A 26,896-nucleotide genomic window follows, 5' to 3' on the forward strand; every position below is an offset into this window, starting at 1 on the left:
AAATGACACTGGCCAGACGATGAAGCCTTCGGACCTGCTGACGCCGACTCCGGCCGGGCTCTATTGCCCGCCGGCCGACATCTACATCGACCCGGTCCGCCCGGTGGCGCGGGCGCTGATCACCCATGGCCATTCCGATCATGCCCGCGCCGGCCATGGCGCGGTGCTGGCGACGCGTGATACGCTGGCGATCATGGCACTGCGCTATGGCGAGGCGTTCACCGGCTCGCAGCAGGCCGCCTCCGCCCGGGAGACCATCCGCATCGGCGCGGTCGATTTCCGCTTCGTCCCGGCCGGCCATGTCCTCGGCTCGGCCCAGATCGTGGTCGAGCACAAGGGCCTGCGCATCGTCGTCTCCGGCGACTACAAGCGCGAGCGCGATCCGACCTGTGCGCCCTTCGAACCCGTGCCCTGCGACGTCTTCATCACCGAGGCGACCTTCGGCCTGCCGGTGTTTCGCCACCCGCCAGCCCATGCCGAGGCGGCCAAGCTGCTCGATTCCGTCCGGCTCTTCCCCGATCGCACGCACATCGTCGGCGCCTATTCGCTGGGGAAGGCGCAGCGCCTGATGGCGCTGATCCGCGAGGCCGGCTACGAGCGGCCGCTCTACATCCACGGCGCCGTCGAGAAGATCACCGAGTTCTACCAGGCGCAGGGCATCCCGCTCGGCGAAATCCGCAAGGTCGAGCCGAGCGGGCGCAAGGCCGAGGGACGCAAGGCATTTGCCGGCGAGATCGTCATCTGCCCGCCGAGCGCGATCCAGGACCTCTGGTCGCGCCGCTTCCCCGATCCGGTCACCGCCTTCGCCTCGGGCTGGATGCGGGTCAGGGCACGAGCCCGCCAGAAGGGCGTCGAGCTGCCGCTGATCATTTCCGACCATGCCGATTGGGACGACCTGCAGGCGACGATCCGCGAGGTCCAGGCGAACGAGATCTGGATCACTCATGGCGAGGCCGAGGCTCTGGCGCATTGGTGCGGCACGGTCGGCCTCAAGGGCATGCCGCTCCATCTCGTCGGCTATGGCGACGAGGGCGAGGCCGAACCCGAGGCCAAGCCGGCGGAGGCGTCAGCATGAACCGCTTCGCCTGGCTGCTCGACCGCCTCGCCTATGAGCCGAGGCGCAACGGCAAGCTCGCGCTGATCGCCGATTACCTGCGCACCACGCCCGATCCCGATCGCGGCTATGCGCTGGCGGCGATGACCGGCGGGCTGGTCTTCCAGAACGCCAAGCCCGGCCTGATCCGCGCCTTGATCGCCGAGCGCGTCGACCCGGTGCTGTTCGCGCTCTCCTACGACTATGTCGGCGATCTCTCCGAGACGGTCGCGCTGATGTGGCCGGCTCCGCCCGACGAAGGGCGCGCCACAAAGCCCTCCCCCCGTGTGGGGGAGGGTTGGGAGGGGGGCATCGAGGGCGCTCGACAAGAGGAGACTGGCTGGTCTGCTGTCGAGCGCGGCATACCCCCCTCTCTATCTCTCCCCCACAAGGGGGGAGATAAGAGCCAGGCTGGTTCGACCGCCCCGCCCGGCCACAACCGCGCCCCGCTCACCCTTCCCGACGTCGTCGCCGGCCTGCGCAACTCCGGCAAGACCGAGCTGCCGCGCCTGATTGCCTCCTGGCTCGACGCGCTCGACGAGACCGGCCGCTGGGCCCTGCTCAAATTGATCACCGGATCGCTCCGTATCGGCGTCTCCGCCCGCCTCGCCAAGACAGCCGCTGCGAGCCTCGGCGGCATACCAGCCGACGAGGTCGAGCAGGTCTGGCATGGGCTGGAGCCGCCCTACACCGCGCTCTTCGCCTGGCTGGAGGGCGCGGGCGCACGGCCGGAGGCGACCGATCCGGCGCCGTTTCGCCCGGTCATGCTCTCGCACGCGATCGAGGACGGCGATTTCGGCAAGCTGAACGCCGACGAATTCGCCGCCGAATGGAAATGGGACGGCATCCGCGTCCAGGCCGTCGCCGGCACGCGCCCCGATGGCAGCCGCGTCGTGCGCCTCTATTCCCGCACCGGCGAGGAGATCGGCGGCGCCTTTCCGGATCTCACCGAGGCGCTGACCGAGGACGGCGCGATCGACGGCGAATTGCTGGTGATGCGCGATGGCGTCGTCCAGAGCTTCAACACGTTGCAGCAGCGGCTCAACCGCAAGCAAGTGACGCCGAAGATGCTCGCCGAATTTCCCGCCCATATCCGCGCCTACGACCTCCTGGCCGATGCTGACGACGATCTGCGGGCGCATCCCTACACCGAGCGACGCGCCAGGCTGGCGACCTTCCTCGGCAGGCTCGACAGTGCCCGCTTCGACCTCTCGCCGCGCATTTCCTTCGCAAGCTGGGAGGAATTGACCGAGGCCCGCGCCGATCCGGCTTCCGCCGGGGCGGGCGCAGATGCCGAGGCGGTCGAGGGCTGCATGCTGAAGCGGCTCGACTCGCATTACCTGCCGGGCCGCCCCAAGGGTTATTGGTACAAATGGAAGCGCGATGCCCGGCTGGTCGATTGCGTGCTGATGTATGCCCAGCGCGGCCACGGCAAGCGCTCCTCCTTCTATTCGGACTACACCTTCGGCGTCTGGCGCGTCGGCGAGGCTGGTGCCGACGAGCTGGTGCCGGTCGGCAAGGCCTATTTCGGCTTCACCGACGAGGAGCTGATCGAGATCGATCGCTATATCCGCAAGAACACGCTGAACCGCTTCGGCCCGGTGCGCGAGGTCACGCATACGCTCACGAGCGGCCTTGTCTTCGAAGTGGCGTTCGAGGGTTTGCAGCGCTCGACGCGGCACAAATCCGGCATCGCCATGCGCTTTCCCCGGATCAACCGCATCCGCTGGGACAAGCCGCCGGGCGAGGCCGACCGGATCGAGACGCTGGAGGCGCTGCTCCCTGCCAATTAGCGATCCGCTGTGTCTCCCTGCGATTGGAGCATTGACAGGGTAAGATGGGGGGCGCTTGAACGTTCAAGGGGGAATCGCGCGGCATCTTGCCGGGCTTCGGCGCGCGGAGGGCATGATGACACGGATCGTGATCGCGGACGATCATCCGCTCTTTCGCGGCGCGCTGCGCCAGGCGGTTTCGCACGCGCTCGCCGGCTCGGAGGTCAGCGAGGTCGGCTCGCTCGAGGCGCTTGGCCAGGCGCTGGCCGAGGCCGCCGACACCGATCTCATCCTGCTCGATCTCAGCATGCCCGGCGTCCAGGGTTTTTCCGGTCTGCTCTTCTTGCGCGCCTCCTATCCCGAGATCCCGGTGATCGTCGTCTCGGCCAATGACGATCCCGCCGTGATCCGCCGCTGCATCGAGTTCGGCGCGCTCGGCTTCCTGCCCAAGACCGCCGAGGTCGCGCAGATGGGCGAGGCGATCCAGGCTGTGCTCGATGGCGGCGTCTGGACCCCGCCCGGTGTCGATCTCTCCGCCCCCGTCGACCACGAGACCGCCGACATGGTCCGGCGCCTGGCGACGCTGACGCCGCAGCAGGTCCGTGTCCTGATGATGCTGTCGGAAGGGCTGCTCAACAAGCAGATCGCTTATGAGCTCGGCGTCTCCGAGGCGACGGTCAAGGCGCATGTCTCGGCGATCCTGACCAAGCTCAATGTCGACAGCCGCACCCAGGCCGTGATCGCCGCCGCCAAGATCGCCGGCGCCGGCTGGGCGGCGCAGGGCGCCTCGGCGACGAGCTGAGACGCAGCGGTTGACGGCGGCGTTCAGGCCCGGTTCAAGCGGGGTCTGATTTGTCTCGCATGTCGATCCGAAGGGGATTTCCATGGCCAATGGCGGTGGCACCGAGCGCTTCCTGGGCGGCTCCGTCCTCAGCGTCCTCGTGCGCCTGTTCTTCATCTCGCTGCTGGTCGGCGCGGCCATGGCCTTTCTCGGCCTGTCGCCGCGTGGCCTCTTCGATTCGGCGCTGCGCTTTGTCCGCTCGCTCACCGATATGGGCTTCGACGCGGTCCGCGAGGTCGGCGGCTGGGCCCTTGCCGGCGCGCTGGTCGTCGTGCCGCTCTGGCTGATCAGCCGCTTGTTCGCCTCGAAGCGATAGGGGTGGGCGAGGAACGGAGTCGGCTTTCGGCCTTTCGCCGGTTTCCCGACGGCTCGGTGCTGAGCGGCCAGGCGCGCGCTGTCATGGCGCCGGCGTGCCAGCGACCCCATATCCGTGCGAGCTGATCGCAACCACGGACCATCCCATGACGTCCATTGCTGTCCGTTCCGCAACCCGTAGCGAGGAAAGCGCCGTTTCCGCGGTCATCGGCCTTGCATTTGCGACTGATCCGATGGCCCGTTGGTCATTGAGGGAGGCGCAGACCTATCTCGCCGTCATGCCCGATCTGATCCGCGCATTCGGCGCCGCTTCTTATGACAGCGACAGCGCCTATGTCAGCGATGATCTCGGCGGTGCTGCGCTGTGGCTGCCGCCCGGCGTGGAGCCGGATATCGAGGCGCTCGATCGCCTGATCACGACAAACGCCGATCCGGCGATCCTGCCCGATGTCGAAGCGGTGTTCGATTCGATGGCGCGCTATCATCCGGAGGTGCCGCATTGGTATCTGCCGCTGATCGGCGCCGATCCAGCACGGCAGGGGCAGGGAATCGGAAACGCGCTCATGACCCATGCGCTCGAGCGCTGCGACCGCGACGGCGTCGCGGCCTATCTGGAATCGTCGAACCCGAGGAATATCCCGCTCTATCAACGGCACGGTTTCGAAATACTCGGAACCATCCAGCACGGCTCGTCGCCGGTCCTGACGCCGATGCTGCGTCCGGCGCAGTCTAATCGACACTGAGTCTTGCGCGCCGATCTCGCGCGGTCGCCTCATAGCGGAGGCGGCCGAACCTGCGATCAGCCCATCTCTCCCCGCGCGATCGCCTCGGCATCACGCCCGATCAGCGCGTCGAGGCGCGGCAGCCCGGCCTTGCGCACCTGCATGTCGAGCCCGCGCTTGACCTCGCCGACCAGGCCTGGGCCCTTGAACACCATCGCCGAATAGAACTGCACCAGGCTCGCCCCGGCCAGGATTTTAGCGAAGGCGGTCGCGGCGGAGTGGATGCCGCCGACGCCGATCAGCGGGAACTGCCGCTCGACCCGCAGGAAGGTCTCGGCGAGGATGCGTGTCGAGGCCAAAAAGAGTGGTTTGCCCGAAAGCCCGCCGGTCTCGGCCTTGTTGCCGCTGCGCAGGGTCTCGGGCCGCGCGATCGTGGTGTTCGAGACGATCATGCCGTCGACCTTGCGGCGGCGGGCGACCGCGACCATGCCGTCGAGCTCGGGCAGGGAGAGGTCGGGCGCGATCTTGATCAGCACGGGCGTCGGCTTGCCCCCGGCGGCGGCCTCGTCGCGGGCGGCGAGGGTGCGCGCGATCAGGTCGTCGAGCGCGCTCTCGGCCTGCAGGTCGCGCAAACCAGGCGTGTTCGGCGAGGAGACATTGACGGTCAGGAAATCGGCCAGCGGCGCGAGCCGTCCCGCCAGCACCGCATAATCGGCACTGCGGTCGGCCGAGTCCTTGTTGGCGCCGAGGTTGACCCCGACGATGCCGCCCTTCTTCCGGCGGGCGGCCAGCCGCGCCGCGACCGCCTCCATCCCGTCGCTGTTGAGGCCGTAGCGGTTGATCACCGCCTCGTCCTCCGGCAAGCGGAAGACGCGCGGGCGCGGATTGCCCGGCTGCGGCAGCGGCGTCACTCCGCCGATCTCGACGAAGCCGAAGCCGAGGCCGAGCGCGCCGTCGATCGCCTCGGCGTTCTTGTCGAAGCCGGCGGCGAGGCCGACCGGATTGGCAAAGCGCAGGCCGAAGGCCTCGACCGCCAGCGACGGCGGATCGGTGGCCGGCCGCAGCGGCGGCGCGGCGGCGAGCGCCGCGATCGTCAGCCGGTGGGCCTGCTCAGCGTCGAGCTTGTGGATGAGGGGCCGGGCCAGGCCGAACAGCGCTCCGATCACGCGACATCCTCCGGCAAGACATCCTCTGGAAAGACATGGCCGTTCTCGCCCAGCGGCAGCGGCGCGATCCAGCGCGCCTGCTTCGGATCGAGCGTGGCGTAGAGATGCGGAAACAGCGCCCCGCCGCGCGACGGCTCGTAGCGCAGGGCTTCGCCGAGGGTTGCATCGTCGACGGCGATCAGCAGCAGCCCATCCTGGCTGGCGAAATGCCGAGCAGCGGTCTCGCGGACCTGCCCACCTGTCGAGAAATGGATGAAGCCGTCGGCGAGGTCGACCGGCGCTCCTTGGAAGAGGCCTGCGGCCTCGGCTTCGCGCCAGAGCGCTTCAGGACAGATCTTGTAGATGAGCGGCATGCCGCCGGACATATCGTCTGACGGGCGCCGGCAAAAGGGGAAAGCGTGCCGCACCGGGCCGGCTCCCGATTTTCTGCTTGGCTGCAGTCATTGTCGTCCTGGGTTCCCCTGCGCTCCGGCCGGGGCGACTCGAGATGCAGCGATGAAACAGATTGAATTCTTATTTAATAGGGGATATTTCCTATTTCTATCCCCGCTTTGCGCCCTGTCGGCACCACCAGGATCGAGGCCTCCCCGCGATGCTGTCCCATGATCAGATCTGGAGCGCGATCGACACGCTCGCCCAGCGCTATGGCCTGACGCCGTCGGGTCTGGCGCGCAAGGCCGGGCTCGACGCCACCACCTTCAACCGCTCCAAGCGCGTCGGCACTGACGGGCGCGAACGCTGGCCCTCGACCGAATCGATCGCCAAGATCCTCTCTGCGACGGGCGCCTCCTTCGACGAGTTCATGAACGTTGTCCGCCGGGGCGCACCGCCGGCGCACACGATTCCGCTGATCGGCTTCGCCCAGGCTGGCTCTGGCGGCTTCTTCGACGATGGCGGCTTCCCGGTCGGCTCCGGCTGGGACGAGGTCGCCTTTCCCGGCCTGCAGGACGAGAAGGCCTATGCGCTCGAGATCGCCGGCGATTCGATGCTGCCGCTCTATCGCGACGGCGACACCATCATCGTCTCGCCCGGCGCAGCGATCCGCCGCGGCGACCGGGTCGTGGTCAAGACCGTCGAGGGCGAGGTGCTGGCCAAGCAGCTCCGGCGCCAGACCGCCAAGACGGTCGAGCTCGCCTCGCTCAATCCCGAGCATGCCGATCGGGTGCTGGCGCTGTCCGAGATCGCCTTCATGGCGCGGGTGATCTGGGCGAGCCAGTAGAGCATCGGCCCGACCATCAACAGCCCTCATCCTGAGGAGACGGAAAGCGGCGTCTCGAAGGATGGTCGTGGAGTCTCCAGAACCATCTGGAGCATCCTTCGAAACGCGGGCTGAAGTCCCGCTCCTCAGAATGACGGCTGTGAGACGTCAGGCTGCCGCGCGCCGCGCCGGCAGCGACACCGTGAACACCGCTCCGACCTCGGATGGTTCGAGCGCGATCCCGCCGCCATGCAGCCGCACCAGTTCGGCGGCGATGGCAAGGCCGAGCCCGGTGCCGCCGGGATTGACCGAGCCGCGAAAGGCCTGGAACAGGTTTTCGCGCGCCCGTGGCGGCACGCCCGGCCCGTTGTCGGCGATACGCAGGACGATTTCCTCATGGCGCCGGCCGGCGCTGATCCTGAGCATCGGCGACCGGGCGCCGGCCTCGCTGAGGCCGTCGAGAGCCTGAATCGCATTACGCATCAGATTGGAGAGCACCCGCGCCATCTGGTCGGGATCGCAAGGGGCGATCATCTCGGCCGGGACGTCGTTGGCGAAGGCGATCGTGCCGTTCTCGCCGAGGCCGAGCAGCTCGGCCTGCTCGGCGACGAGCTGTCGCAGCGCCACATCGCGCAGCGCCGGCGTCGCCTCGGTCGCCCGACCATAGGCGAGCGTCGCCTGGCAGAAATCGATCGCGCGCCCGAGCGTCGCGATCAGCCGCGGCGCAAAACGCCGGATCTTCGGATCGCGCGTCTCGGTCAGCCGGTCCGACATCAACTGGGCGGCCGCCAGCATGTTGCGAAGGTCGTGGTTGATCTTGCTGACGGCCAACCCGAGCTCGGCGAGGTGCTTCTTGGCCCGAAGATCATCGGCGAGCGTCGCCTGCATGCGCGCCAGTGCCCGCTGCGCCTCGCCGATCTCGTCGGCGCGCTGCGTCGGCTCGATGATCCGGCGCGGGTTCTCCGGATCGTGCTCGAATTCCATCACATTGGCGGCGAGATGCCGGATCGGCTGCACGATCAGCCAGTTCAGCGAGAGATAGACAAGCCCCGCCGTCAGGATCGAGATGATCAGCGTGACCAGCGTCAGGTTGACCGAGAATTTCAGCATGGCCCGGTGCAGCGGCCGCTCGTCGATGACGATCTCGACGAAGTCGGCGGCGCCGACCGCCTGCCCGACGACGCGGATCGGCATCTCATGCGAGGGGCTGACCAAAGTCGCCACCGATTCGACGATCGACTGCATCCAACTCTGATCGCGCAGGTCGACGGTCCTGGCGACCTCGTGCGGCATCGAATCGAGGCTGAGCAGCCGGCGCGCACCGCCGACACGGGCGGCGATGGCGGAGGCGCCGACGCCGGCGAGCAGCCGCTCCTCGCTGCCCTCGGGCAATCCTTCGGCAGGAGCGTTTTCGAGCACAAGCACGGCGATCTGCGCCGCCGCGAGCCGGTCGTTCAGCCAATTGCGCCGGAAGTTCGCAACCGAAGGCAGGTAGATCAGCACCTCGGCCAGCATCACGAACAGAATGGTCAGCAGGAGCAGCTTGGCCGACAGGCCGAGCTGCGTTGGCCCGCGCGCAACGCTGATCGACAGGGTGTTGGGATCGAACCGTCTTACTGACATCAACAGCCAGTCTATCCGAAACGGCGCAGGAAGCCGATGAGGCGGCGGATGCCCGGCTTTGCCGCGAGCGGCGCCTGGAAGGAGAGCGCCGCTTTCTGCGACAATTCCGACAGGCTCTGGGATGGCGCGATCAGCCCTGCCATCTCCTTGATGTTCATCCGCTTCTGGATGGCGAGCCCCCAGGGCACGATCAGTTCGGCCGCCTGAGCCCCGGCGATGACGACGCCGAGTATGCCGCCCTTGCGGTCGGTCATCAGCTTGATCAGCCCTTCCGTTTGTCGCTCGGCCTGGGCACGTGCGCTCTCGGCATAGGGAAAGCGCAGCACCCGGATCTCGCCCTGCGCGCGCGCCTGCGCCTCGTTCAGGCCGATGCAAGCCAGTTCTGGACTGGCATGGACGGTGCGCGGCACCAGCTCGCGCCGGAAGCGGACCGGCTGCCGGAAAAGGGCGTTGCGCAGCACCAGCCCGGCCTGATGCTGAGCGGCATGGCGGGATGCCGGTCCGACGGCCGCGCCGCCGGCGCATGCGCCGAGGGCGTAGATGCTGCGATTGGCCGTCCGCAGCGAGGCATCGACGACGATGCCGGTCTCGTCGCTGCGGATGCCGGCGAGATCGAGCTCGAGGCCTGCGATGTTCGGCCTGCGGCCGCTTGCGACCAGGAGATGCGTGCCGTCGATCCTGATCTCGCCGTCGAGCACGAGGCGCGGCCGTTGGCGGTGGCTCTCGGCACGCAGAATCGGCCGGCTCTCATGCAGTGCGATGCCGTCGCCGAGCAGCGCGCGCCTGAGCACGCCGACCGCTTCCGGATCCTCGTGGGGCAGCAGGCCCTCCCGCGCGATCAGTGCGACCTCGCAGCCGAGTGCACGCATCGCCTGCGCCAGTTCGACTGCCGTTGCCGTGCCTCCGAGCACAATCAGTCGCTCCGGCCGTCTCGCCAGCTCGAAGATGCCGTCCTCGGTCAGGCAGGGCAGGTCGGCGAGGCCCGGAATGTCAGGCATCGTCGGCAGCGAGCCGGTCGCGACGACGAAGCGTCGCGCCTTGATCACCGTCTCGTCGACGACGAGCTGACGCCGGTTCTGGAAACGCGCCTTGCCCTTGAGCACGAGCACACCCAGGGCCGCCAAGCGCTCATCCGAGTCGTTCACGGCCGAGCGAGCCGCAACTTGGTCGAGATGAACTCGCACGCGCCCGAAATCGATCTGGCTCGTATCCGGTACGGTGCCGAAGGCCGCGGCGCCGGCGATCAGTCGCGCCTGAGCGGCGACGGCACGCAAAGCCTGGCCGCGCGCGCCTTCATTCAGCGGATAGGCGCCCCCGCCTTGCCTGATCAGCACTGTGCTGACGCCGAACAGCGCGGCGGCGGTCGCGACCGCGAGCCCATCCGGGCCATCGCCGACGACGCAGATGTCCGGCGTCAGCGGCTCCTTGCTGGCTGCAGGGCTGGCGGTCTCGCTCACGCCGCATCTCCGTGGCTGTCTCGCTCGTGCAGATGCGTTGCCGTTGCGGCGGAATCAAGTTCGCTGAGACGATAGTAGGCTGGAAGGAGCCGAGGCCGACTAGAGGGAGCTCGCCCTTAGGCGATCTTGCGCGGCTCGTCGCCCTTGCTGAACTCCGACACAGGTTGTGGCCGGCCGAACAGATAGCCCTGGGCCCGCTGGGCGCCGAGGAGTTGCACCGCCATTCGCTGCGCCTCGGTCTCGATGCCCTCGACCACGACGTTCATCGACAGGCGCCGGGCGAGCTGGCAGACCGCCTCGATCACCGCCTTGGAGGCTTCGTCGCTGTTGACGTCGCGGCTGAAGCTCTGGTCGATCTTCACTTGCGAGAACGGGTAGGTCGAGAGATAGGCGAGCGAGGAATAGCCCGTCCCGAAATCGTCGAGCGCGAACTTGACCCCGATCGCGCGCAATTCGTTGATGACCTCGAGCGTCGTCTTATTGTCCTCAATCAGCAGCGATTCCGTCACTTCGAGCGTCAGGCGGCCCGGCGCGAGATGGGCGAGCAGCAGCGCGTTCTTGACGGTCTCGACGATCCGCCCCGGCTCGCGGAACTGCAGCGGCGAGATGTTGACGGAAACGCCGATTCCGCCTGGCCATTTCGCCGCGTCGCGGCAGGCCTGGCGGATGGCCCAGTCGCCCATCCCGGCGATCAGGCCCGACTGCTCGGCGATCGGGATGAAGACGCCAGGCGGCACCATGCCGCGCGTCGGGTGGCGCCAGCGCATCAGCGCCTCGCGCGTCACGATCTCCTGCGTGCGCAGGTCGATGATCGGCTGGTAGTAAAGCTCCAGCGCGCCTTCGCTGGTCGCCTGGCGCAGATCAACCTCGATCTCGTGGCGCTCGAGCATCTCCTCGGCCATGGCCGGGTCGAAGAAGGTCGCGGTGTTGCGGCCGGCGCCCTTTGCCTTGTAGAGCGCCGTGTCGGCATGGCGCAGCAGATCGGCCGGCGTCGCGCCGTCGGTCGGCGCGAGCGCGATGCCGATGCTGGCGGTGACATAGACGGTCTTGGTCTCAAGTTCGAAAGCGCGGTCCATCGCCTCGATCATGCGCTGCGCGATCATCCGGACCGTCGCGACGTCGGCCGCCGGCAGGATCAGCACGAACTCGTCGCCGCCGAAGCGCGCCAGCAGGTCGTTGTGGCGGATCGCGCTCTTCAAGCGTGCCGCCGTCTGGATCAGCACCCGGTCGCCGATGTCGTGACCGAGATTGTCGTTGACCTGCTTGAAGCCGTCGAGGTCGATATAGAGCAGCGCGAATGTCTCGCCGGTGCGCTCCTGCCGCCGGAAGACGTCGGCGAGCTGCGTGTTGAACTCGAAGCGGTTCGCGAGCCCTGTCAGTTCGTCGAAGCGCGCCATCTGCTCGATCCGCGCTTCGGTCGCCTTCCTCTCGGTCGCATCCTCGGTCAGCATCAGCACGCCGCCTTCGGCCGCGGGCGCGATGGTGACGACGAGCATCCGGCCGTTGCGCGACTGCAATTCGTAGATGGCCGCCTGCTGCGTCGCCTGGACGCCGTCGAGGGCCGCCTTGATGTCGCGGACCTGCTCCGGCGTCATCACCTGCCGCTCGATCAGGAAACGCGCGATCGCGCTGATCGGCGTGCCGGGCAAAGCGAGCGTCTCCGGAATGCCGTAGAGCGCGGCGTGCGGCGCGTTCGAGACCGCGAGGTCGAGCTTGCGGTCGAACATCGCCAGCCCGTGGATCATCGTGTTGAGCGCGGCGTCGAGCGTCAGGTTCTGCGAGCGCAGCGCCGTCGCCAGCGCCTTGGATTGCTTGGTGGCGTCGCTCAACGCCAGCAGGTTGCGATGCAGCGAGTTGGTGATCGCGATGTTGGCGACGACATAGAGGAAGGCGAAATAGCCGATATACTGGTAATACGGGTTGTGCGCCTGGATCAGGCCGATCGCCATCGGCACGCAGAAGGTCAGGAGCTGGACGGCGACGAATTTCGGCCGTCCGGCATTGCGAGCGACATAGCCGGAGGCGAGCGCGATCGTCGACGACACCGAGGTGATGTGAGCGGCAGGGTCGTCCGTCCAGGCCAACGCCGCATAGCAGCTGAAGCCGAGCACGGCGCTGAACACGGTGGCGCCGAAGAAATACTCGCGATCCCAACTCGAGGTCTGGGCGAGCGTATCCTCGGAATGGTCGAGCCGGCGGTAGCGGACCACAGTGATGATCCGCATGACGACGACCAGGGCGACGCTGACCGTCAGCCACATGAAGAGGTTGGCTCCCGTCGAGAGCCAGCACAGGAACGGCGTCAGGATGCCGGCGATGCCGCCCGGGATGATCGAGCCAGGCGAGGAGAACAGCGAGGAGACGAGCAGGCGATAATCGGCGAGATCGACCGCGCTCCGGCCTTCGTGTCCGGCCGGCTGCTCTGCGATCGCTTTGTCGGCGCTGGCGCTATGCAACCGGTTCGGCACTCCCGCCATCCACTCCTGCCTTTTTGACGGTCTCGGGAGAGGCGGGTGAACGAGCCCATCCTGTGCCGCATCACCTAACGGCTATAAGAGGGAAAGGTAAAAGTTTCATGAGAGTTACATAGCGGAGTCGCACGATCGGCGCGAATGCCGATCGCTCGGGCTCACTTTGACGGTTCGTTCAGGCCGCGCCGGCGTTGGCGAACGCCTCTTCGGGGCTGCGCTGGTACACGCGCGCCAGCATGCGGTCCTGGGTCTGGGCGATGCGCTGCAGCTTCGAGATCGCGCTCGGGTGCAGGCGCAGCATGCAGTCGGTCCAGAGCTGGCCGAGATAGTCGAGCTCCTCGCGCAGATTGCCGGCGCGGCGGTTGAAGGCCGAGAACAGGGCGGTGCGGGCTGCGTGGATCGGCAGCGAGTCGGACGCGTATTTGCGAATCCAGTCCTCGCCGGTGCCAGTCGGAACGACCGCTTCCAGGCCGCCTGCGGCCAGGAACTCGGCGGCGCTCATCTCCTCGCCGGATTGCAGCATGTGCTCGGCGGCACGCGGACCCATGCGGCGCGACAACAGCCCGACCGCAGTGATCGGGAAATGGTTGAACTTGATTTCCGGGTAGACGAACGAGGCCTGCTCTTCGGCGATCATGATGTTGCATGAGCGCGGCGCGTCGATGCCGCCGCCGATCGCCTTGGCGTGGATCGTCGACAGGGTGACGGCCATGCCGTTGAGGCCGCTGGCATTGCGCAACGCGTCCTCGACCGAGAGGCGGGCATACTCCGCCAGGGCCGGGCGATCGTTCTTGGCGAGGCAATCGAGGTAGAAGTCGAGATCGCCGCCGAGGGTGAAGAACGGCCCCGTGCCGCGGAAGGCGAGGAAGCGCACCGGCGCGGCGTGGTACTGCTCGGGCGCTCCCCAGAGGTCGATGATCGCCTGCTGCACCTTCCCGAGACTCTCGAGCAGCTGCAGCGTGAACACCGGCTTCAACTCCGGCTTGATGGTGACCCAGAGCAGGCGCAGCTCCTCCTCATAGGCGAGCTGAACCTCCGGCAGGAAGCCGGCGTGATGGCGGATCGCCTCGATCACCTCTCCATCGGCGAGCTCGGCAGCGGTCTGGCCACCCGCCGTCGGTGCATAGCTCTGAAACATCGTCTGGTCTCCGCCTCGTCTCGCACCCCTCGACGCCGCCGAGGGTAGAGAAAGTTAACAATCTGTAAACGCAAACTGCCGGAAATGGTTAATTTCGTTAAACTTTGTCCGTTGGTACCAAAGTCGGCTCATGGTCTGGGAACGCAGCCGTCGGTTGTCCTGCTGTCGCTGCTATCGTTGCCGTCGATGCACGCAATGGGCGTGCCAGCATATCACTTGTCGGTCAGGGTTGCCGAGATAATAAAAATTTTACCAATCGCGACAGAGCCTTGCAGCCGGTGTCGGCCGGAGCGGCGCGATAGGTCGGTCGTGTGGGCTGGCGCGGCTGCTGGCCGCCTTGGGGCAGGGCTGTTCCATCCGGAGACCGGCCGCGCCGCAGTTGTGCCGCAATCGATCGTGCAAGGAATGTCGTGCCGTCGCCCCGGCCTTGTCCGGACCGGGTTGAGCGGCTAACCATAAGCCAACGCCGCCGCCTCAGGGTTGCGGACATTTCGACGAGCTGACGCTTTGAGCCGCCAGACCGAAGCCGAAGATGAGAGAAGGGCGCGCCTCGCCGCCGCCCTCCGCGAGAATCTGAAGCGCCGCAAGGCGCAGGCAAGGGCCAGGCGTGCCTCGGAAACGACGGCCGAGGACACGTTACCGCCCACCCAGGCCGACACTCCCCGGTCCTGATCCCCCCTTTCCGGCCGGCCTTTCTGCCGGCCGTTCTGCAGGACGAGCCCGATGGACCGTATCCGCATCACCGGCGGCCAGCGCCTCAATGGCGTGATCCCGATTTCAGGCGCAAAGAACGCGGCACTGCCGCTGATGATCGCGAGCCTCCTCACCGACGAGACGCTGACGCTCACCAACGTGCCGCGCCTGTCCGATGTCAGCGCGCTCTCGCGCATCCTCTCCAATCACGGCGTAGACCGCTCGGTTGCCGGCAAGCGCATCGGCCAGAGCGCCGAGACCGGGCAGACGGTGGCGCTGACCGCCCGCCAGATCGTCGACACCTGCGCGCCTTACGAGCTGGTCTCGACCATGCGCGCGAGCTTCTGGGTGATCGCGCCGATCCTGGCCCGCATGGGCGAGGCGAAGGTGTCGCTGCCCGGCGGCTGCGCCATCGGCACCCGTCCGGTCGATCTCCTGCTGATGGCCCTGGAGCGCCTCGGCGCCACCATCACCATCGAGGGGGGCTATGCGCTGGCCCGCGCGCCGAAGGGGCTGAAGGGCGCCGAGATCGTCTTCCCGAAGGTTACGGTCGGCGGCACCCATACCGCGCTGATGGCCGCCGTCCTCGCCGACGGTACCACGGTGATCGAGAACGCGGCTCGCGAGCCGGAGGTGGTCGATCTCGCCGCCTGTCTGGAAAAGATGGGCGCCAAGATCGAAGGCGCTGGCACCTCCACCATCACCATCCGCGGCGTCTCACGTCTCGGCGGCGCGCATCATGCCGTCCTGCCGGACCGGATCGAGACCGGCACTTATGCCATGGCGGTGGCGATGACCGGCGGCGACGTGCTGCTGGAAGGCGCCCGCGCCGACCTGCTGCAGGCGGCGCTCGACGTGATCAGCCAGGCCGGGGTCGAGGTCACCGAGACCAATGAGGGCGTCCGCGTTCACCGCAACGGCGCGGCGCTGGAACCGGTCGACGTCACGACCGATCCGTTCCCGGGTTTCCCGACCGATCTCCAGGCCCAGCTGATGGCGCTGATGACCAGGGCCAAGGGCACCTCTCGCATCCGCGAGACCATTTTCGAGAACCGCTTCATGCATGTGCAGGAGCTCGCCCGGCTCGGCGCCAAGATCCGGCTCGACGGCGATGCGGCTTATGTCGACGGCGTCGAGAAGCTCACCGGCGCTCCGGTGATGGCGACCGATCTGCGCGCCTCGGTCTCGCTGGTCATCGGCGGCCTCGTCGCCGAGGGCGAGACGATGATCAACCGGGTTTACCATCTCGACCGTGGTTTCGAGGCGCTGGAGGCCAAGCTCGGCCGTTGCGGCGCGCAGGTCGAGCGCATCAGCGGTTGACGCAAGGCACTGCCCCCGCCAGATAAGGCGCATGTCCGATCCTGCCGCCGAGCCGTTGAAGCTGATCGCCCTAGACGCCGAGGATCTGTCGGTGATCTCGGCGCATCTGCAGGACGCGGTGCTGAAGCGCGGCGACATCGCCTATCGGCCCGCCGAGAAGCGTTTTGCCCTGGCGCTGCGCCGTTTCGACTGGGAAGGCGCGGCGCAAGGCCAGAAGCGCCGGCGGCTCGCCGCTCTCCATTTCGAACGCGTGACGGCCGCGCGCAGCAGCAAGGTCGCGGCCGGCGATGTGGTGCTTAGTCTGCTCGCCGTCACCTTCGCCGAGACCGACGGCCCGGCCGGGGAGGTGACCCTGCATTTCGCCGACGGCGCCGCCATCCGCCTCGATGTCGAGTGCATCGAAGCGCAGATGAAGGATCTCGGTCCGATCTGGGAAGCCGTCGCGACGCCGGCCCACCCGGACGCCGGCTGAATCACACCTGCGGTCAGGACAGCACCATGCCGATCAGGCTTGACGCACGCAATGCCGGTTTCGAGCGGGAGTTCTCTGCCCTGCTCGCGATGAAGCGTGAGGTTTCCGAGGATGTCGACCAGGTCGCGGCGGCGATCATCGCCGATGTCCGCGCTCGCGGCGATGCCGCGCTGATCGACTACACCGAGCGCTTCGACAAGCTTTTCCTGACGCCGCAGACCTTGCGCGTCACGCAGAGCGAGATCGAGGCGGCCTTCGCTGCCTGCTCGCGCGAGCAGCTTGCCGCACTGGAGACGGCCCGCTCCCGGATCGAAGCTTATCACCTGCGCCAGAAGCCGGCCGACTCCTGGTCGCGCGATGCGCTGGGCGTCGAGAGCGGCTGGCGCTGGAGCGCGGTCGAGGCGGTCGGGCTCTATGTGCCGGGCGGCACGGCGAGCTATCCCTCTTCGGTGCTGATGAATGCGGTGCCGGCCAAGGTCGCCGGCGTGGATCGCCTCGTCATGGTCGCGCCGACGCCGCGTGGCGAGGGCAATCCGCTGGTGCTCGCGGCGGCGAAGCTTGCCGGCGTCGACGAGATCTACAGGATCGGCGGAGCGCAGGCGGTCGCTGCGCTCGCCCACGGCACGGCGACCATCGCCCCGGTCGCCAAGATCGTCGGCCCCGGCAATGCCTATGTCGCCGCCGCCAAGCGCCGTGTCTTCGGCACGGTCGGCATCGACATGATCGCCGGCCCCTCCGAGGTGCTGGTTCTGGCCGACGCCGGTGCCAATCCCGACTGGATTGCCGCCGACCTGCTCGCCCAGGCCGAGCATGACACCGCCGCCCAGTCGATCTTGATCACCGACGACGCCGCGCTCGCGGACGCGGTCGAGCGTGCGGTCGAAGGCCAGCTCAAGACCTTGCCGCGCGCCGAGATCGCCGGGGCAAGCTGGCGCGAGTTCGGTGCGGTCATCCTGGTCGAGGCGCTCAATCACGCGATACCGCTGGTCGATCGGCTGGCGCCGGAGCATCTCGAGATCATCGCCGCCGATGCCGAGGGGCTGGCGGCGCGCATCCGCAATGCCGGCGCGATCTTCCTCGGCGGGCACACGCCCGAGGCGATCGGCGACTATGTCGGCGGCTCGAACCACGTCCTGCCGACGGCCCGCTCGGCCCGCTTCTCCTCCGGGCTCGGCGTCCCCGATTTCATGAAGCGCACCTCGCTGCTGAAATGCGATTCCGAATCGTTGCGGGCGCTTGCCGGCGCCGCGACGGAGCTCGCTGAAGCCGAGGGCTTGCAGGCGCATGCGCGTTCCGTGACGATCCGACTCAACGGCTGACGTCGAGGCGGCGATTCTGCGCCGACATCTGCTGGCGCGCTTTCCGATTGACCGGTATCGGTCAATCGAAAAGAATTCGCGCAAAATCAAAAAGTTGAGCATGTTCCGATCGCAAAAGTGGTGCCCACTTTTGTGGAACATGCTCTGGCGGAGGGGACATGTCGGAACGCAATCATCTGGTCGCCGTCACGCTCGACGAGGCCTCGCTCGGGCGCGGCAGCGCCGACCAGGAGCATGAGCGCGCCGTCGCGATCTACGACCTGATCGAGCGCAACCACTTCGCCCTGCCGGATTTCGACGGCGGACCCTATGCCGTCCACCTTGCTTTGGTCGAGCGGCGGCTCGCCCTCGAGGTGAAGAGTGCTGACGGTGCCCCCATCGTCACGCACTATCTCTCGCTGACGCCGCTCAAGCGCATCATCAAGGACTATGAGCTGGTCTGCGACAGCTACTACGCCGCCATCCGCACCGCCACGCCGGCGCAGATCGAGGCGATCGACATGGGGCGGCGCGGCCTGCACGATGAGGCGGCGGTTCTCCTGATCGAGCGGTTGGCGAGCAAGGTCGAGATCGACAACGAGACCGCCCGCCGCCTCTTCACTCTGATCTACGCGCTGCACTGGAAGGGCTGAGCGCTTGGAGCCGCCCGTATCGCGCAAGCTTCAGAGCGTACTGTTCATGTGCGCCTACAATGCGGTGCGCTCGCCCATGGCCGAGGCCATGGCCAAACACTTCTTCGGCAAGTCGGTTTATGTCCAGTCTGCCGGGGCGCGAAAAGGCGATATCGATCCTTTCGCACTGGAAGTTCTCGACGAGATCGGCATCGATGCGCGCAAGCACAGGCCGAAGACGGTCGAGGAACTGGAAGAATGGGAGGGCCTCAATTTTGATCTGATCGTCTCGCTCTCCCCCGAGGCGCACCACAAGGCCCTCGACCTGACCCGCACCGTCGCTGCGGACGTCGAGTACTGGCCGACGCCGGATCCCACCATCGTTCAGGGCTCGCGCGAGCAGGTGCTCGATGCCTACCGCTCCGTGCGCGACGGGCTGATGCAGCGCATCAAGACGCGGCTACGGTCGTGAGGGCCACTACTGGATCAGCACGGCACCGCCGCAGCGCACGCCGCTGACCCAGCTGTCGGCCTGTCCCAGCCCGATCCCGAGCGTGTTGAGCAGGCTCGTCAGCACCTGGTCGAGCGGTGCCGCCGCGCCGGCGACGACGCCCGATACGGCGCCCTCGAGTCCGGGCAGAGGAAGCCCGAGCCCGAGCAATTCGACGCGCAGGTCGAGATCGCCGACCAGTCGCGACAGCAGGCTCGCGACGAAGTTCTGGGTCGAGGTCGTCTTCTTGTCGACGCGCTGGATCTCGGCATAGCTGAAGCTGACCGGCGTTTCACTGGTGTTGGTGACCGTCACATGCGCGCGGCCGGTCACCTTGGCGAGGCCAGCGAGGTTGAGCAGCGTCGCTGCCGGCGGATTCGGGCGGGTGCTGAAATTGCTGAACTCGGCAGGTGAAACCTGCCCGATCCAGGCATCCACCACCGCCGGCGTTACGCCGAGCGTGACCCGGGAGCTGGTGATGTCGCCGGCCCCGCAGGAGACCGAGGTCAGACGCGCAGTCGCGGAGGCGAGCTCCAGATAGAGCGGCAGCTTGACCAGCGAGGCCTGGCCGCTGCCGACGAGGGTCAACGTCAGCAGCAGGCGGGTCTGGGCGGTGTGGACGCTCGCTCCGGCGCGGTCGACGCGGACGAGGCTGGTGCCGACCGGCCGCTCGCCGATGCCCAGCTTGAGCGACACCGAAGCGAGGCCGGGCACATTGACGGCGAGGCTGACATCGAGCTGACGCGAGCCATTGGCGATCTGGGCAGCGGCCGAGACGAGATCGAGCGCCGACAGCGATGCCTTGAGCGGTACCTCCTCGTTCAGCCGACGGCTGCCATAATTGCCGAACGAGACGAGACTTTGCAGATTGATGCGCTGCGCCGGGCCGGCCACGGCCCCCGCCAGGCGTCCCAGTGCCGCGATCGCGTCACTGCCGGCGCCCTGGTCGCGTGCGGCGTCCTGGGCTGCCAGGATCACGTCCCCGATGCGGACGCTGGCGCGGATGACCTCATCGAAGGTCAGAGCCGAGATCGCCGCGCGCGTTGCGAGCTGTCGTGCGAAGCCGAACAGGTCGATCCGCGCGCGCGCCAACCCTTCGTAATCCATTACCGAGAGCGACAGGTTCGCGCCGAGCAGGCCGCCGAGCAGACCGTTGAGGGCGCCGCCCTCGACGCGGGCCAGCCGTGAGCCGATGGCGAAGGCAGCCTGCGCGTCCTGCGCGGCGGTCGCTCGGGTCACGATGGCGACCTCGCCGCTCTCGCCGCCCAGGCTGGGAGCCAGGACACGGCCAAGGATCATCGGCGTGGTCGCCCGCATCTCGACCCGCGCGGCGTTGGCCGACGATCCGGAGCCCTGCCGGAAGCGCGCATCGGGTGCCAGCCGCGCATCGGGCGTGTAGGTCCCGGTCTGCACCGTCTCGATGCTGTTGCTCGAGAAGCCGTTGCGGCTGGCGCTCGATCGGGCTGCATTCGTGGCGCGCTCAAGGTCGGCCGCGGCGGCCAGTGCCGCGAGATCGGTCGCGGTCTGCTGCCGTCGCTTCTGGTAGAAGAAGCTCCCGACGTCGATCGCCATCGTGCCGAAGCCGAAGAGCACCAGGGAAGAGCCTGCAAAGACGATGGTCGAGATGCCGCGACGGTCGGCGAGGAACCTCCGGAAGGAACGGATCATGATAGCCCCCTTGTCGGCCGATATCGGATCGGGTCAGTAGCCGCCGCGCTGGACGACGGCGCGGCGCTCGACGACCGGCAGCGGCAGCGCAATGATCGAGGCCAGCCGGTTGAAGGCGCTGTCCGAATAGTCGTAGGTGATCGCGACCTCGAAGCTCGGCGACGGCGCGCCCAGGGAAGTCGTGCGAACGGTCAGCTTGTCCGGTTGGAGAAAAGCGTAGGAACCGATGCTGCGCGTGACGAAAGCGCGTGCGAGCCGCTCGCGCTCGGCGTCATCGAGCCCGGCTACGGAGGCACGGGCCGCTTCCGCAGCCAGCTGCTGCACGCCGTGATACACGCCGAGAGCGTGGCCGTATCCGATGATGCCGAACAGAAGCAGCAACAGGATCGGCGCGACGAAGGCGAACTCGACCGCCGTGCTGGCCGACTGATCGCGTCTAAAGCCGGGAACGACAAACCGCATGGCGCATCCCTCCTCTTGGATACAACCAATAGGCGTATAGATGCTCGGTTTAATATTCGTAAAAGTTGTATTTTTTCATGGCTGCAAGTCTACGGAGTGAACACGCGATTAAGAGAAATTTAATATCCGCAGCTCAGGAACGTTGTTGAAGGCAACGTTACGTTAGCCATGCTGAGAGCCGGGCTGAATATGAGTTACGCCGCGATACCGGCTGTTCCCCGTTCTCGACGACTGCGGCAGTGGCGCGATATCGGCATGATCACGGGGCTGGCGCTTGGCTCCGGCCTCCTAGCCTTAGCCAGTCTTCCCGGGCCCGTCACCAGCTCTTCAGTGCCATTGGCTGCCATCTTCCCGCCCTGGGTTTCCGGGGATGAGGCGGTGGCGCGCAGCCTGGCGACCGGCGCCAGGATTCTGCGGCAAGGCGCGGTTCCTTTTGTCGTCGTGCTTGCGCCGGAGACATCCGCGAGACCGGTCGGCGCGCTGCTCATGCTGCACCTTGCCGGACTCGCCGGTTGCATCATCTCATCAGAGGCCGAAACGAGCAGCCTATGACTTTGACTTTGCCTGGCCTTCGCGACCTGGTTGCGCGCTGCCTGATCGGTCTGGCCTTTTTTCACATCCCGCTGCTCGCGCTGGCGTCGCTGGCCCAGGCCGGCGACGGCCTCGTGCCCGCACTCGGCGCCCTGATGCTCGCGCTCGCGGCTCTGATCGCTTATCGCAGCGCCGGTGCGACGCTGATGGCGCAATGCGCGATCGCGATCGCGCTGATCGGACAGGTCTCGATCCTGGTCGCCGTCTTCACCGGGCATCCATGGCAGCCCGACATGCACATGTACTACTTCGCGGTGCTGGCGCTGCTCGCCGGCTTCTGCGATTGGCGGCCGATCATACTGGGCGCTGCGCTCACGGCGGTGCACCATCTGGTACTCCAGTTCGTGCTGCCCGCCGCCGTTTTCTATCAGGGCGGCAATCTGCTCAGGGTCCTGCTGCACGCCGTGATCGTGGTGGTCGAGACCGCCTTCCTCGCGGTGATCGCGGTGATGACCGCGCGCATCTTCGCACAGACCGAGGCCAATCTGCGCCGCGCCGAAGAGGTTGCCGAGCGTGAGCGCATGGCAGGCGAGCGTGAACGGGTGCTCGCCGACGAGGCCGAGGCACGCGCCGAGCACCTGCGCGCCATGGTCGAGCGCTTTCGCGACGAAATGGAAGGCGCTATGGCCGTGCTCGACAAGGCATCCGAGGCGATGCAGGTCGATGCGCGCGGGCTCACAGGAGCCTCCGACCGGGCGCGCCAGCAGCTCGCGGTGGTTTCGCGCAGTTCCAACGAGGTGACAAGCAGCATCGAGCAGACTGCGGCGGCCAGCCAGGAACTCGCCTCTTCTATCGCCGAGATCGGCCGCAACGTCACGCAATCGGCCGACAGCTCGCAATCGGCCGCAAAACTCGCCCGCGCCGCCAGCGCCGAGATCGAGGCGCTGGCGCAAACCGGCGAAAGCGTCGGCGCCGTGGTCGAGATCATCCGCGGCATCGCCGCGCAGACCAGCATGCTGGCGCTGAACGCGACGATCGAGGCTGCGCGCGCCGGAGCGATGGGCAAGGGCTTCGCTGTTGTCGCCAGCGAGGTGAAGACGCTCTCGGCACAGACCGCGACCGCGACTGCGGAAGTCGCGCGCTCGATCGAAGCGATCCAGACCGCTTCGCAGCGCTCGCTCAAATCGATCCGCGAGATCGTCGAGGCGATCGGCGAGGTCGAGACCGTCTCGCTCGCGATTGCCTATGCCGTCGGCGAACAGGATCGCGCTACGGCCGAGATCGCCAGAGAGGTCCAGATCTCCTCCGATGGCGCCGGGCGCAGTGCCCAGACCCTGCAGAGCTTCGAAGCGGTGACGGAGCGCACATACGCCGCCGCCGGCAGTCTGCAGAGCTCGTCCAACGACCTGGCGACGCAGGCCCAGCGCATCCGCCGCGAGGTCGCCGAATTCTGCGACCGGGTCGCTGCGGCTTGAAGCCTTGTCGAGCGAAGTGGTTACCGGTCCGCATGAAGAAAATGCGATGAAGCGAAGCCCTGACTACCAGGGCCGTCCGGGACCGATCGCGCCAATCTTCAGCCAGTTTCCGAGCGTCGCCGCGATGTCGGCGAAGCTTTCGCGGCGCCCGATCGCTCCGGACGCCACGCCCGGCCCGAAGGCCAGGACGGGCACATGCTCGCGCGTATGGTCGGAGCCGGGCCAGCTCGGGTCGTTGCCGTGGTCGGCGGTGATGACGGCGAGGTCCCCGGGCTTCAGCAGGGCTCCGAGCTTCGGCAAGTCGCGATCAAAGGCTTCGAGCGCTGCCGCATAGCCCGGAATATCGCGGCGATGGCCGTATTCGGTGTCGAAATCGACGAGGTTGACGAAGCAGAAGCCGCCATCCGGCAGCCGCTCGAACGCCTCCAGCGCCGCTGCCCACATGGCGGCGTTGCCGAAGGGCTTGATCTCTTCGCCGGTGTTCCGATGGCCGAAGATGTCGCCGATCTTGCCCACGGTGACCACGGGCCGGCCCTTGGCCACGAGCCGGTCGAGAATGGTCTCGTCCGGTGGCGGGATGGCGAAATCCTTGCGGTTGCCGGTGCGGGTGAAGCTGGTCTCTGTGGTGCCGACGAAGGGCCGGGCGATGACGCGGCCGATCCTGAGTGGATCGACCAGTATGCGGGCCTTTTTGCAGAGGCTGTAGAGCCGCTCCAGGCCGAAATGCTCCTCATGCGCGGCGATCTGCAGCACCGAGTCGACCGAGGTGTAGCAGATCGGCTTGCCGGTCCTGATATGCTCCTCTGCCAGCTCGTCGATCACCGCCGTGCCCGAGGCGTGCTTGTTGCCGAGGATGCCGGGCAGGGCGCCCTCGCGGATGATCGCAGCGATGAGGTCCGGCGGGAAGGCGTTCTCCAGGGCGGTGAAATAGCCCCATTTGAACGGCACCGGGCAGCCGGCGATCTCCCAATGACCGGAGGGGGTGTCCTTGCCCTGGCTGATTTCGACGCCGTAGCCGTATTGCCCCTGTGGCGCGTCCGGGCGCGCCACGCCGGCGAGAGGCCTGCCGGTCGAAGCCTCGCAGGCATGGCTGAGTCCGAGGCGAGCGAGATTGGGGATATCAAGCGGCCCGCTGCGTAGGCCCTCGCGGTCGCCGCGCCCTTCGGCGCAAGCTTCAGCGATATGGCCGAGCGTATCGGCGCCCTCGTCGCCATAGGCGGCGGCATCCTCGGCGCCGCCGCAGCCGACGGAATCGAGCACGATCAGGATGGCGCGCGCCATCAGTCGCGCACCGCGGCGCTGTTGGCAGGCTCGAGATTGAGGGCGGCGGCGAGCAGCGCCTGCGTATAGGCCTCGCGCGGACGCTGGAAGATCTCTTCCGCCGGCCCTTCCTCGACCACCTTGCCGTTCTGCATCACCACCACCCGGTGCGACAGCGCCCTGACCACCTTGAGGTCGTGGCTGATGAAGAGGTAGCCGAGCTTGCGCCTGGCCTGCAGCCCGCGCAGCAGCTCGACGATCTGCGCCTGTACGGACATGTCGAGCGCCGAGGTCGGCTCGTCGAGCACGACGAATTTCGGGTCGAGCGCCATGGCGCGGGCGATCGCGATGCGCTGGCGCTGGCCGCCGGAGAATTCGTGCGGGTAGCGGTCCATCGTCGCAGGATCCAAGCCCACATCGGCGAGCGCCTGCGCCACGATCTCGCGCTGGCGCTGATAGCTCAGCCCCTTCTGCTGGACGGTGAGTCCTTCCGCGACAATGTCGGCGACCGACATGCGCGGCGAGAGCGAGCCGTAAGGGTCCTGGAAGACGACCTGCAGATCGCGGCGCTTCGGCCGAACCGCCTTGCTCTTCAGCCCATCAATGCGGTCGCCGAGGAAGACGATCGGCCCTTCCGAGGAGATCAGCCTGAGGATGGCGAGGCCGAGCGTCGTCTTTCCCGACCCGGATTCGCCGACGATGCCGAGTGTCTCGCCCTCGCGCACCCTCACGGAGATGCCGTCGACCGCCTTCACATGGCTGGTCGTGCGGCGCAGCAGCCCGGTCTTGATCGGGAACCAGACCTTGACCGGCCCGGCCTCCAGCAGGATCGGGGCGCCCTCCGGCACCGGCTCCGGCCGGCCCTTCGGCTCGGCCGCGAGCAGGCGCTGGGTATAGGCGTGCTGGGGCTTGCCGAAGATTTCGGCGACGGGTCCTTGCTCGACGATCTTGCCCTTCAGCATCACGCAGACCCGGTCGGCGATGCGCCGGACGATGCCGAGGTCGTGGGTGATGAACAGGATCGCCATGCCGAGCCGGCCCTGCAGCTCCTTCAGCAGCGTCAGGATCTGCGCCTGCACGGTGACGTCGAGCGCCGTGGTCGGCTCGTCGGCAATCAGCAAGTCGGGCTCGTTGGCGAGCGCCATCGCGATCATCACGCGCTGGCGCTGGCCACCCGAGAGCTGGTGCGGATAGGCGTCGAGCCGGCTCGCCGCATCACGGATGCCGACCAGAGTGAGCAGCTCAAGGGTGCGGGCGCGAGCCTTCTCGCCGCGCAGGCCCTTGTGCAGTTCGAGGATCTCGCCGATCTGCCGCGCGATGGTGTGCAGCGGGTTGAGCGAGGTCATCGGCTCCTGGAACACCATGGTGATGTCGTTGCCGCGGACCTTGCGCATCGCGTCCTCGTCTGCGGCGATCAGGTCCTGGCCGTTGAACAGCACCTTGCCGGACGGATGATGCGCCGCCGGATAGTTCAAGAGCTTCAGGATCGACAGCGCCGAGACCGACTTGCCCGAGCCGGATTCGCCGACGAGCGCCAAAGTCTCGCCCTTGGCGATCGAAAACGAGATCTTGTCGACAGCGAGCGTCTCCTGCCCGCCCTGGCGGAAGGCGACGGAGAGGTCCTGGACGGAGAGGAGGGGGGCACTCACGCGAAGGTCTTCCTCGGGTCGAAGGCATCCCGCACTGCCTCGCCGATGAAGATCAGCAGCGACAGCATCAGCGCGATCACGACGAAGCCGGACAGGCCGAGCCAGGGCGCCTGCAGGTTCGCCTTGCCCTGCGCCAGGAGCTCACCCAGCGAGGGCGAGCCCGGCGGCAGGCCGAAGCCGAGGAAGTCGAGCGAGGTCAGGGTGGTGATCGAGCCGTTGAGGATGAAGGGCAGGAAGGTCAGTGTCGCCACCATGGCGTTGGGCAAGAGGTGCTTGACCATGATCGCCCGGTTGGAGAGGCCGAGCGCGCGAGCTGCTCTCACATATTCGAAATTGCGTGCCCGCAAGAACTCAGCGCGGACAACGCCGACCAGCGCCACCCAGGAGAACAGCAGGAGGATGCCGAGCAGCACGAAGAAGCCGGGCGTGATGATCGCGGCGACGATGATCAAGAGGTAGAGTGCTGGGATCGAGGTCCAGATCTCGATAACGCGCTGGAAGATCAGGTCGGTCCAGCCGCCGAAATAGCCCTGGATCGCGCCCGCCGCGATGCCGATCACCGAGGAGATCGAGGCCAGGATCAGCCCGAACAGCACGGAGATGCGGAAGCCGTAGATTAGGCGCGCGACCACGTCGCGGCCCTGGTCGTCGGTGCCGAGCCAGTTCCATTCGAGCTCGCGGCAGGTCATGCCGCCGGTTCGCTCCGCGATCGGCCGGCACTGCTCGTCCTTGAGCATCCAGGTCGGCGGGGCAGGGGCCGGCACCGGCAGGTCGAGATTGTGGGTGCGGTAGGAATAGCGGATCGGCGGCCAGATCGCCCAGCCATTCGCCGCGATTTCCTTGGCGATGGTCGGGTCGCGATAATCGGTCGTGGCGAGGAAGCCGCCGAACTTCTCCTCGGGATAGTTGACAGCGACCGGGAACAGCGTCTCGCCCTTGTAGCTGACGATCAGCGGCCGGTCGTTGGCGATGAACTCGGCGAAAAGCGAGAGAACGAACAGCGTCAGGAAGATCCAGAACGACCACCAGCCGCGCTTGTTGGCCTTGAAGCTGTTGAGGCGACGCCGGTTGATCGGCGAGAGCTTGAGCCAGCCCTGCTTCATCTGCGGAGGCGCGGCAGCGGGCGCAGTCGTACGCAGGACTGGCGGCG

General features: G+C 67.3%; 24 protein-coding genes. 13 read left to right on the forward strand and 11 right to left on the reverse strand.

Annotated elements, in window-relative coordinates; all coding sequences use genetic code 11:
• The first annotated feature begins 19 nt into the window (after window positions 1-19).
• From ACFPOB_RS11990 to ACFPOB_RS12010, 5 genes are all read left to right on the forward strand, one after another.
• The gene (locus tag ACFPOB_RS11990; protein WP_377798580.1) at window positions 20-1,075 is read left to right on the forward strand and encodes a ligase-associated DNA damage response exonuclease; all 1,056 of its coding nucleotides are present in this window, start codon (window positions 20-22) and stop codon (window positions 1,073-1,075) included.
• On the forward strand, window positions 1,072-2,886 hold the full coding sequence (locus ACFPOB_RS11995) for a cisplatin damage response ATP-dependent DNA ligase (RefSeq protein ID WP_377798581.1): 1,815 nt from the start codon (window positions 1,072-1,074) through the stop codon (window positions 2,884-2,886). Before ACFPOB_RS11990 ends, ACFPOB_RS11995 begins: the two co-directional genes overlap by 4 nt.
• A 115-nt stretch (window positions 2,887-3,001) precedes the next feature.
• Window positions 3,002-3,667, forward strand: coding sequence for a response regulator (locus ACFPOB_RS12000; RefSeq protein WP_377798583.1), 666 nt, complete (start codon window positions 3,002-3,004; stop codon window positions 3,665-3,667).
• 82 nt (window positions 3,668-3,749) lie between these two features.
• Entirely contained in the window at window positions 3,750-4,022 is a 273-nt protein-coding gene (locus ACFPOB_RS12005; RefSeq protein WP_100961135.1) for a DUF6460 domain-containing protein, read from the forward strand.
• Between the two features lie 145 nt (window positions 4,023-4,167).
• Window positions 4,168-4,764: a GNAT family N-acetyltransferase gene (locus tag ACFPOB_RS12010; RefSeq protein ID WP_377798584.1), complete on the forward strand. Its 597-nt coding sequence runs from the start codon at window positions 4,168-4,170 to the stop codon at window positions 4,762-4,764.
• Between the two features lie 56 nt (window positions 4,765-4,820).
• Here ACFPOB_RS12010 and ACFPOB_RS12015 read toward each other — a convergent pair whose 3' ends face one another.
• Window positions 4,821-5,909 (reverse strand): quinone-dependent dihydroorotate dehydrogenase, encoded by a 1,089-nt coding sequence (locus tag ACFPOB_RS12015; RefSeq protein WP_377798585.1) that lies wholly within the window; start codon window positions 5,907-5,909, stop codon window positions 4,821-4,823.
• Window positions 5,906-6,262 (reverse strand): DUF952 domain-containing protein, encoded by a 357-nt coding sequence (locus tag ACFPOB_RS12020; protein ID WP_377798587.1) that lies wholly within the window; start codon window positions 6,260-6,262, stop codon window positions 5,906-5,908. The genes ACFPOB_RS12015 and ACFPOB_RS12020 overlap by 4 nt, the downstream gene beginning before the upstream one ends.
• Window positions 6,263-6,501: 239 nt before the next feature.
• On the opposite strand from ACFPOB_RS12020, the gene ACFPOB_RS12025 reads away from it, so the two are divergent.
• Window positions 6,502-7,128, forward strand: coding sequence for a S24 family peptidase (locus tag ACFPOB_RS12025; RefSeq protein ID WP_377798589.1), 627 nt, complete (start codon window positions 6,502-6,504; stop codon window positions 7,126-7,128).
• 147 nt (window positions 7,129-7,275) lie between these two features.
• Here ACFPOB_RS12025 and ACFPOB_RS12030 read toward each other — a convergent pair whose 3' ends face one another.
• The 4 genes from ACFPOB_RS12030 to ACFPOB_RS12045 form a co-directional block, all read right to left on the reverse strand.
• Complete coding sequence (locus ACFPOB_RS12030) at window positions 7,276-8,730, reverse strand: sensor histidine kinase (protein WP_377798591.1); 1,455 nt, start codon at window positions 8,728-8,730, stop codon at window positions 7,276-7,278.
• A gap of 11 nt (window positions 8,731-8,741) precedes the next feature.
• On the reverse strand, window positions 8,742-10,187 hold the full coding sequence (locus ACFPOB_RS12035; RefSeq protein WP_377798593.1) for a dihydrolipoyl dehydrogenase family protein: 1,446 nt from the start codon (window positions 10,185-10,187) through the stop codon (window positions 8,742-8,744).
• A gap of 116 nt (window positions 10,188-10,303) precedes the next feature.
• On the reverse strand, window positions 10,304-12,655 hold the full coding sequence (locus ACFPOB_RS12040; RefSeq protein WP_377798595.1) for a putative bifunctional diguanylate cyclase/phosphodiesterase: 2,352 nt from the start codon (window positions 12,653-12,655) through the stop codon (window positions 10,304-10,306).
• A gap of 178 nt (window positions 12,656-12,833) precedes the next feature.
• Window positions 12,834-13,796 (reverse strand): enoyl-CoA hydratase-related protein, encoded by a 963-nt coding sequence (locus ACFPOB_RS12045; protein WP_377798597.1) that lies wholly within the window; start codon window positions 13,794-13,796, stop codon window positions 12,834-12,836.
• Between the two features lie 723 nt (window positions 13,797-14,519).
• Here ACFPOB_RS12045 and murA point away from each other — a divergent pair.
• The 5 genes from murA (at window position 14,520) to ACFPOB_RS12070 (ending at window position 18,683) form a co-directional block, all read left to right on the forward strand.
• A complete protein-coding gene (gene murA, locus ACFPOB_RS12050) occupies window positions 14,520-15,809 on the forward strand; it encodes a UDP-N-acetylglucosamine 1-carboxyvinyltransferase (RefSeq protein WP_377798599.1) in 1,290 nt (429 codons plus the stop codon).
• A gap of 31 nt (window positions 15,810-15,840) precedes the next feature.
• Window positions 15,841-16,281, forward strand: a complete 441-nt coding sequence (locus ACFPOB_RS12055; RefSeq protein WP_091833966.1) for a DUF2948 family protein — start codon at window positions 15,841-15,843, stop codon at window positions 16,279-16,281.
• 26 nt (window positions 16,282-16,307) lie between these two features.
• Window positions 16,308-17,600 (forward strand): histidinol dehydrogenase, encoded by a 1,293-nt coding sequence (gene hisD, locus ACFPOB_RS12060; protein ID WP_377798601.1) that lies wholly within the window; start codon window positions 16,308-16,310, stop codon window positions 17,598-17,600.
• A 158-nt stretch (window positions 17,601-17,758) separates the two neighbouring features.
• A complete protein-coding gene (locus tag ACFPOB_RS12065) occupies window positions 17,759-18,232 on the forward strand; it encodes a UPF0262 family protein (RefSeq protein ID WP_377798603.1) in 474 nt (157 codons plus the stop codon).
• 46 nt (window positions 18,233-18,278) lie between these two features.
• Window positions 18,279-18,683 (forward strand): arsenate reductase/protein-tyrosine-phosphatase family protein, encoded by a 405-nt coding sequence (locus ACFPOB_RS12070; RefSeq protein WP_377798605.1) that lies wholly within the window; start codon window positions 18,279-18,281, stop codon window positions 18,681-18,683.
• Window positions 18,684-18,689: 6 nt separating this feature from the next.
• Here the strand turns inward: ACFPOB_RS12070 and ACFPOB_RS12075 are convergent, their stop codons facing one another.
• Both ACFPOB_RS12075 and ACFPOB_RS12080 read right to left on the reverse strand, forming a co-directional pair.
• On the reverse strand, window positions 18,690-20,369 hold the full coding sequence (locus tag ACFPOB_RS12075) for a pilus assembly protein TadG-related protein (RefSeq protein WP_377798607.1): 1,680 nt from the start codon (window positions 20,367-20,369) through the stop codon (window positions 18,690-18,692).
• Between the two features lie 33 nt (window positions 20,370-20,402).
• Entirely contained in the window at window positions 20,403-20,831 is a 429-nt protein-coding gene (locus ACFPOB_RS12080; protein WP_377798609.1) for a TadE/TadG family type IV pilus assembly protein, read from the reverse strand.
• 255 nt (window positions 20,832-21,086) lie between these two features.
• Here ACFPOB_RS12080 and ACFPOB_RS12085 point away from each other — a divergent pair, with 255 nt between their 5' ends.
• Both ACFPOB_RS12085 and ACFPOB_RS12090 read left to right on the forward strand, forming a co-directional pair.
• On the forward strand, window positions 21,087-21,383 hold the full coding sequence (locus tag ACFPOB_RS12085) for a hypothetical protein (protein ID WP_377798610.1): 297 nt from the start codon (window positions 21,087-21,089) through the stop codon (window positions 21,381-21,383).
• Window positions 21,380-22,837 (forward strand): methyl-accepting chemotaxis protein, encoded by a 1,458-nt coding sequence (locus ACFPOB_RS12090; protein WP_377798612.1) that lies wholly within the window; start codon window positions 21,380-21,382, stop codon window positions 22,835-22,837. The genes ACFPOB_RS12085 and ACFPOB_RS12090 overlap by 4 nt, the downstream gene beginning before the upstream one ends.
• A gap of 63 nt (window positions 22,838-22,900) precedes the next feature.
• On the opposite strand, the gene ACFPOB_RS12095 is transcribed toward ACFPOB_RS12090, so the two are convergent.
• From ACFPOB_RS12095 to ACFPOB_RS12105, 3 genes are read right to left on the reverse strand one after another with little or no spacing between them, the layout of a single operon-like run.
• Window positions 22,901-24,118, reverse strand: coding sequence for a phosphopentomutase (locus ACFPOB_RS12095; protein ID WP_377798614.1), 1,218 nt, complete (start codon window positions 24,116-24,118; stop codon window positions 22,901-22,903).
• On the reverse strand, window positions 24,118-25,746 hold the full coding sequence (locus ACFPOB_RS12100) for an ABC transporter ATP-binding protein (RefSeq protein WP_377798616.1): 1,629 nt from the start codon (window positions 25,744-25,746) through the stop codon (window positions 24,118-24,120). The genes ACFPOB_RS12095 and ACFPOB_RS12100 overlap by 1 nt, the downstream gene beginning before the upstream one ends.
• Window positions 25,743-26,849 (reverse strand): ABC transporter permease, encoded by a 1,107-nt coding sequence (locus ACFPOB_RS12105; protein ID WP_377798742.1) that lies wholly within the window; start codon window positions 26,847-26,849, stop codon window positions 25,743-25,745. The genes ACFPOB_RS12100 and ACFPOB_RS12105 overlap by 4 nt, the downstream gene beginning before the upstream one ends.
• Window positions 26,850-26,896 lie beyond the last annotated feature (47 nt).

Source organism: Allobosea eneae, from assembly GCF_042657265.1.
In the GTDB taxonomy this organism is placed as follows: Bacteria; Pseudomonadota; Alphaproteobacteria; order Rhizobiales; family Beijerinckiaceae; genus Allobosea; species Allobosea eneae.

Bases quoted from the DNA above. Each gene is read 5' to 3' on its own strand.
- ACFPOB_RS12080 (WP_377798609.1), bottom strand. From the start codon at position 20,831: ATGCGGTTTGTCGTTCCCGGCTTTAGACGCGATCAGTCGGCCAGCACG.
- ACFPOB_RS11995 (WP_377798581.1), top strand. From the start codon at position 1,072: ATGAACCGCTTCGCCTGGCTGCTCGACCGCCTCGCCTATGAGCCGAGG.
- ACFPOB_RS12005 (WP_100961135.1), top strand. From the start codon at position 3,750: ATGGCCAATGGCGGTGGCACCGAGCGCTTCCTGGGCGGCTCCGTCCTC.
- ACFPOB_RS12020 (WP_377798587.1), bottom strand. From the start codon at position 6,262: ATGCCGCTCATCTACAAGATCTGTCCTGAAGCGCTCTGGCGCGAAGCC.
- ACFPOB_RS12045 (WP_377798597.1), bottom strand. From the start codon at position 13,796: ATGTTTCAGAGCTATGCACCGACGGCGGGTGGCCAGACCGCTGCCGAG.
- murA (WP_377798599.1), top strand. From the start codon at position 14,520: ATGGACCGTATCCGCATCACCGGCGGCCAGCGCCTCAATGGCGTGATC.
- ACFPOB_RS12090 (WP_377798612.1), top strand. From the start codon at position 21,380: ATGACTTTGACTTTGCCTGGCCTTCGCGACCTGGTTGCGCGCTGCCTG.
- ACFPOB_RS12010 (WP_377798584.1), top strand. From the start codon at position 4,168: ATGACGTCCATTGCTGTCCGTTCCGCAACCCGTAGCGAGGAAAGCGCC.
- ACFPOB_RS12070 (WP_377798605.1), top strand. From the start codon at position 18,279: ATGTGCGCCTACAATGCGGTGCGCTCGCCCATGGCCGAGGCCATGGCC.
- ACFPOB_RS12075 (WP_377798607.1), bottom strand. From the start codon at position 20,369: ATGATCCGTTCCTTCCGGAGGTTCCTCGCCGACCGTCGCGGCATCTCG.
- ACFPOB_RS12000 (WP_377798583.1), top strand. From the start codon at position 3,002: ATGACACGGATCGTGATCGCGGACGATCATCCGCTCTTTCGCGGCGCG.
- ACFPOB_RS12085 (WP_377798610.1), top strand. From the start codon at position 21,087: ATGATCACGGGGCTGGCGCTTGGCTCCGGCCTCCTAGCCTTAGCCAGT.
- ACFPOB_RS12105 (WP_377798742.1), bottom strand. From the start codon at position 26,849: ATGAAGCAGGGCTGGCTCAAGCTCTCGCCGATCAACCGGCGTCGCCTC.
- ACFPOB_RS11990 (WP_377798580.1), top strand. From the start codon at position 20: ATGAAGCCTTCGGACCTGCTGACGCCGACTCCGGCCGGGCTCTATTGC.
- ACFPOB_RS12030 (WP_377798591.1), bottom strand. From the start codon at position 8,730: ATGTCAGTAAGACGGTTCGATCCCAACACCCTGTCGATCAGCGTTGCG.
- hisD (WP_377798601.1), top strand. From the start codon at position 16,308: ATGCCGATCAGGCTTGACGCACGCAATGCCGGTTTCGAGCGGGAGTTC.
- ACFPOB_RS12055 (WP_091833966.1), top strand. From the start codon at position 15,841: ATGTCCGATCCTGCCGCCGAGCCGTTGAAGCTGATCGCCCTAGACGCC.
- ACFPOB_RS12025 (WP_377798589.1), top strand. From the start codon at position 6,502: ATGCTGTCCCATGATCAGATCTGGAGCGCGATCGACACGCTCGCCCAG.
- ACFPOB_RS12095 (WP_377798614.1), bottom strand. From the start codon at position 24,118: ATGGCGCGCGCCATCCTGATCGTGCTCGATTCCGTCGGCTGCGGCGGC.
- ACFPOB_RS12065 (WP_377798603.1), top strand. From the start codon at position 17,759: ATGTCGGAACGCAATCATCTGGTCGCCGTCACGCTCGACGAGGCCTCG.